This window comes from Desulfobotulus alkaliphilus (genome assembly GCF_007830435.1).
GTDB classification, from domain to species: Bacteria; Desulfobacterota; Desulfobacteria; order Desulfobacterales; family ASO4-4; genus Desulfobotulus; species Desulfobotulus alkaliphilus.
Map to the genome: position 1 here is coordinate 1 of NZ_VLLC01000066.1, position 6,050 is coordinate 6,050.

At 45.6% G+C, this 6,050-nt stretch carries 1 protein-coding gene; it reads right to left on the bottom strand.

Going from position 1 to position 6,050, the window contains the following annotated elements:
• On the bottom strand, positions 1-3,884 hold a 3,884-nt coding region (locus tag LZ24_RS16665; RefSeq protein WP_144686840.1), incomplete at its 3' end, for a DUF4214 domain-containing protein.
• Positions 3,885-6,050: the final 2,166 nt, after the last annotated feature.

Here is a 6,050-nt window from a genome sequence, read left to right on the forward strand (position 1 = left end):
AGGTTGTATGCACCAGAGGCATTCAGCTCCAGCTTAGCAGCCTGGGCCACAGTTACTGTTACACTTTCTCCATCCTGAACATTGATGATGTCTACATCGTCCAGATTCAGAGCCGTAATGTCCTGAGCATCCGTAGGCTGGGCAATCACATCACCAGTTACAGTTGCAGTACCAAGGGCAAACGCATCCAAGGCAGTAGCACTATCTTCAATATTCATTGCGAAGGTTGTAGTGCCAGCATTGGTAGCAGCGATGATGGCTGCGGCTTCTGTAGCATCGGCTGTGTCTGTAACAGTGATGTTATGAGCATCATTCATCACTGCAACAGCTGCGGCAAGGTCTGCGGCATCATCAGCTATGCTGTAGAAAGCAGGCTTAGGATCTGCAGCATTGTACTCAGCAACCGTCATCACAACTGTAGGAGGAGCGACCTTGTTTGGCGTAGGAGCAGTACCACCAGTGGGCGTACCATCGGCACTGAAGGTCGGATAGGTGGGAGCACCAGTATCAAGTGCAGTCATCAAAGCATTGATGGTATTGTCGTATCCGGCATTTCCAGCAAGTCCAAAGTTGATACTCGTACCAAAATCCAAGGTGCCAAGCATTTGTGCACTTGCTGTATCAAACTGATTAACACCACCCACCTGTGTGATGGCTGTCTTGGATGCATTCAGCGTAGATGTAAGGTAGAAAACTTTATATTCACCGGGATTCGCTGCATTTTCAACCATAACAATATGCTTCTGCTGAAGTCCTACCAAGGTAGTACCGTACACTTCAGGAGACAAAGTGGCAGCCTCAATGTTACCATTACCAAGAACTGCAGCACCAGCACCTCCATTCAGGGCACTTACAAGATTTGATGCTGTCAACTGGTTCCATGTTATGGCTCCTGCTCCTCCACCAGCCTGGTATTGCAGCATGCTCACACTGTTTGCTGCTGCGTCAGCATTTCCTGCCGTAGAATCAGCAAATGCAGGATGTCTATTATTCAGTGTAATGTTAACAGGCACTGCAGATTGAGTGTTACCAGGAATACTTGTTGATACGTCTACTTGATTATTAAGGTAATGCTTGAAGTCAATGGCATGCAGACCTACATTGGCCGTCGTGTCCAAAATGTCGACTTGATCCGGAGATTCTTTGTGGAAATTCACGACATTGACCTTACCAAAGGCCTGATTGATCTGAAGCACGTTTGCAGCATCTTCGTTAGAATGGAACACGACTACATCGTGACCTGCCGTAGGGTTAACGGTGGAGAAGTTAACACCCCATGAAGAATCGGTAGAAGTACCAGCATCAAAACCCTGGTATTGATTTGCAGCTGCATCACGGGCGGCAACATTGTAAACAGTGGTACCATTGCCATCGCCATCTAAACCTACCGAGCCATAAAAATTGGTATATTCTCCATTTGCCGCTGCAATTAAATTACCATCCGTCAAAGTATCAGAGGTAAGTGCTGTCGTATTGATAAGCCCTTGACGAACGGCTGTAAAATCATTTGCAGCAAGAGCAACCTGTCCGGCACCTGGGCTGGCGGCAACAAGCTGCGGCTGATACAAATCAATGGCCAGATTATTCTCACCACCGATTGTAGAAGTTACTTTCAGCTCCTGGTTAAAACCAACACCTGTCGTATATTCTGCCTTGAGAAGATGCTTGAGAACGGGATCAGTCTCAATGGCCTGCTTGATAGCAGCGTTAATTTCCTTCTGCGTTGCGATAAAGCCATTGGCTGCTGTGGTCTGAACAGTTACCTGAGATTCAAAACCCGCAAAGGAAACGGTGAGCTTGGCATTATAAAGCACACGGCCCGGGGTTGAGTGTAATATGTTATCATATGCAAAGGTATTGGTATTATCTGTGGTTCCAAAGGAAGTGGCACCAAAGTTCCAAGTACCATAGTTCGCATCACCATTGGCATCCATGGAATTGATACGAACAAAGTCATTGCCAGAACCGGGTTTGATATGGAAATTGCCGTATGCATCAATATTTATACGGTCATCACCAGATCCAGTATCAATCTTCAGATTCTTGAGATTCGCCATCGTCTTCTGGGAAGCACCCGCACCCATCTCGATATGAACGGTATCGTTACCACCACCGGTATTCAGATTGAACTCAGAACCCACGGTATTGATGGAATGGCCACTAAGATCAATGGCAACCTTGTCATTGGCTGAACCGGTTACATAATTGAATTTCTGGGGTCCTGCTGCAGACACAGCCGGCAAAGTAATTTCTGCAGTAAGATCCACAACACCACCACCGGTGGCCTGGAAATTGATCATATTCGTAACAGGGGTTGCTGCCGTTCCAAGGGTCAGATTGCCCTGCAGAGCATCGGCATTTACCAGAGCCATCCAGTCCCCGCCATCAAGATCATCAATCCGCAGGTTACCATTATGGTTGGCTGCGTTCTTGATCATCACAACTTCAAGGGTGCCATTCGTTGTGGACATCTTGTTCAGCCAGCTGCTTTTCTGCACCTCGACATTGAACTGCTGAATGCCTTCGGAACCTGAATAGGAACCCTCGGACATATTTCCGACAAGAAGATCCCCAGCTTTGGAGCCACGGCCCACATTATCAAGGATAATATCAACCTGGGTGCGGGTGGTGGGGGTCACAGGAGGAACAATGCTCTGGTGCTGGGCAATGTTACCGGAACCGGGAGCTTCACCTGTGGGCGTGAGCCAGCCGCCGGTGCCAAGGGTGCCTGCACCTGTGTTCACGATATCAACCTGATTGCCCTCATAACGGATGCCTGAGCCGGAGTGGGTTGCGGTAAAAGTATCCCCTACTCTGGCCTGAAGACCTGCAAAGGAAGAATCGGACTGGGCAAGGACGGCAATCTGGGCATTGATGGCAGCTACAAGCTCAGTATAAGTCTTGGCAGCAATGATGGCATCACTCTGGATGGTCTTTCTCTCACCATTAAAAGTGAAGGTGAAACCATTATAAGGATTGTTTTCAAGGGGACCGGTACCCGCCTGCATGCTGTTAATATCCATAAGCTGCAGGTAAAGGGTCCCACCTGCTTCTACGGCTCCGGGGCCAGTGATGTGCTGGGGATCAAAGTACACCTTGTAGTCAACTTCTCCAGGATCGGTATTTCTCCAGCCGATGGTGGTTTCATGGCTGTTATGGCGCACGTCTTCAATGTGAAGGGATGCACGGTTGTCCGTGGACCACCACTCTTTTACACCCCTCATTTCCTGGGCATCAATCTGAACATCAGGCGTAACATCGTTATTGCTACTATCATCATTGGTGGCCTGGGTACGAACGGTCACCTTATCAATATTAACCGTTTTAGCGGCAATGGCAAAATTCTGGGAATTGCCGATTTCCGCATAGATCTCACCCTTACCCGCACCACCGTCGATCATGTCCCCGGACTGGAAAGTATTAGCGTTGTTATGGATGTAAGCCTTAAAGGTGTCATAGGCCACGGAGCTGCCGGTAAGCACATCCTGACCGGTGGTCAGATAGGTGGCTGCTGACGTTTCGATGCCGTGCTGGAGGGCCGTTACCTGCTCCTGCACCTTCATATAATCAAGGCGATGCTGGACAGTTTCTCCCTGGGAAGCAAACCATGTGAGGTTTTCCACAAGCACTTCACGGGTGATAAGACCGGTTTCGAGTTCATTCAGCCAGTAGGCGAGACCTTCAGCATCTGCATCACGACCGAAAAATGCATTGTAAGCACTGTTCAGAAATTCTGCTGTGGTATCTCCCGCAGGTGCTGCTGGGCTGGCTTCCAGCATGAGACCTGCAACTTCGGAAGGTGTCTTGCCAGCAGACTGTGCAGTCCAGTCAGCCATGTCTGATTTGCGGGGAGCACGGCCAAAAATGGCAACATACAGTTCCATGATTGCAAATAGCCTCTATCTCAAGAACTAAGGTTACAGATTCAAGGCTATGATTGATAATGCATGGATCTTTCATCACAGAATCATCGTTTTTAAAGGGTCAGGATGTCCCTACACAACCACCAAATTTCATCATAGAGGCTCCCTCCCCTTATGGCTGTAAAAAGCCATAAGAGGGGGGCAGATATGCAATTCATGTTTTTCACAGCAAAATCATCCAAATAAAAATCTACAACAATTCCTCACCACATCCAGACCTAAATAATGTTTTCTTTCAATATCCCAGCTATGCCATCTTTAGCATCTAATCCTGGTTTTCCTTTCATGCAGTTAAAATTCAGCCACAGAAAGCATAAAAGAAAAATATCACAGAAGACCATATGAAAGATCATAAACATATATAAAGAGAATAAAGATCTATCTGCAAGAAAAAAGATCATAAAAACGATTAAAAGCAATCACTGACAAACGCTCATAAAAACCTATAAAAACAGCAAGTCAGAGATACAGTGCAATACCCATCATATGAAGATTTGAACCTTAAACCCTGAGACGACATAAAAAATCAAGAATATTAGAATGAAAAGACTTAAAGATTACAAAGAAAAGCACTGCATTAAATTCACATTCGGAAAGACAATATGAATAATTGTACGAATGAAATCCAGAACAGATAATGACAGAATATAGCCACCAAGTAATCATATCAGCAAAGAACAACATTAAAAGCTTATTGATGAATCATTCCAAAAAACGAAAGATACCAGCACCATTTCAAATCAAAGAACAAAAAAGCTATATTCAACCTAAAATATCAAAAAAATGCCCAAACATGATCCTTATGTAATCCAAACACTCTTAGCAGCTATAGATAGATGAGAGTAAAAGACAGGAAAAAGCCCACAAAACTCCACGGCAAGCACATACAAATATAAGAGCAAAAACGAGTTCAGACCAACAGGTCCAAGCACACTACAGCCAAGCATTCACAGACTCCAAACGACAATCATGCCGCAAAAGTTGTACATATACTACAGCCTGAAGACCATGAGACAACAGAGCCGATTTGCAATACCACTCCTCCCCGCAGGTATCCTGGGATCAGACTTTCCATGAGCAGTCACTCCCTACGGTGTGAGATTGTCTGAGTGATATGGGCAGCGGATCTGGATGAGCCGGTAGGGGTACCCTTGTATTGTTAATCTGAGGCAAGCGATGAGGTTGCTGGCTCATGGGAGTTCATGGGAGTTCATGGGAGTTCATGGGAGTTCATGGGAGTTCATGGGAGGCTGGCTACCGATCAAGGATTGCAGAATCGGATTATTGACTGGGGCTGCAGGAGGTTCGAGCTGGTGCTGAGATCCGCTTGTCCTGGCTGCATGTGTGTTTCATAGTTACGACCACTTGTTTTAGCTGAGGTTCTTGCTTGGAGATTGCCCCACGGTATCCCATCTGAGTCATACTATGGGCCATTGAGACTGACAGCTGTATCTACCCTTTGTCTCTACCTAAGATTCTTATACTATAGAACAATTCTCGGAAACGCTATTCTTTGTAATTACCGTACAACTGTTTTCTTCTCTCCTTCTAAAGCTCTTCTAAACGAAGGACTCATTTCTAGGTATATTGTATTATCTTATTACTATTACTAATCTATCTTATTACTGTCATTGCTTTATCCTATTACCGTTATTACTTTTATTAATCTTACTCTTATAGTCCTATTGCCCTTATTAACTCCATCAACATTACTAGAAGCAACAACAAAGCCCTATTATTAATACAAGTTCCATTACAACCACTACAAATACCAGATCTTTTTTGTATATTATTATTACTACACTAAACAAAGCTAAGTACAGCCATTACTTGTATTATCAACACCTTGCTATTACTACCAGCACTATCCTACCCATAGCAAGGCCCTTAAGGGCTGCGCACAGCGTAAGCGCAGACCGATAGACACTCCTGCTACACTCCTACAGACAGACTCCTGGTACACCTGCTACAGACAGACTCCTGTTACACTCATCCTGACATTCCGTGCTTTTTTTAATAATCCAGTACCTACATCTCATAAACGATCACACTGACTGTACCCTGACACCATTCCACTGAAAGGAGCTTTACCATGGCATACCTCACCACCACCTCGACAGCTGACAG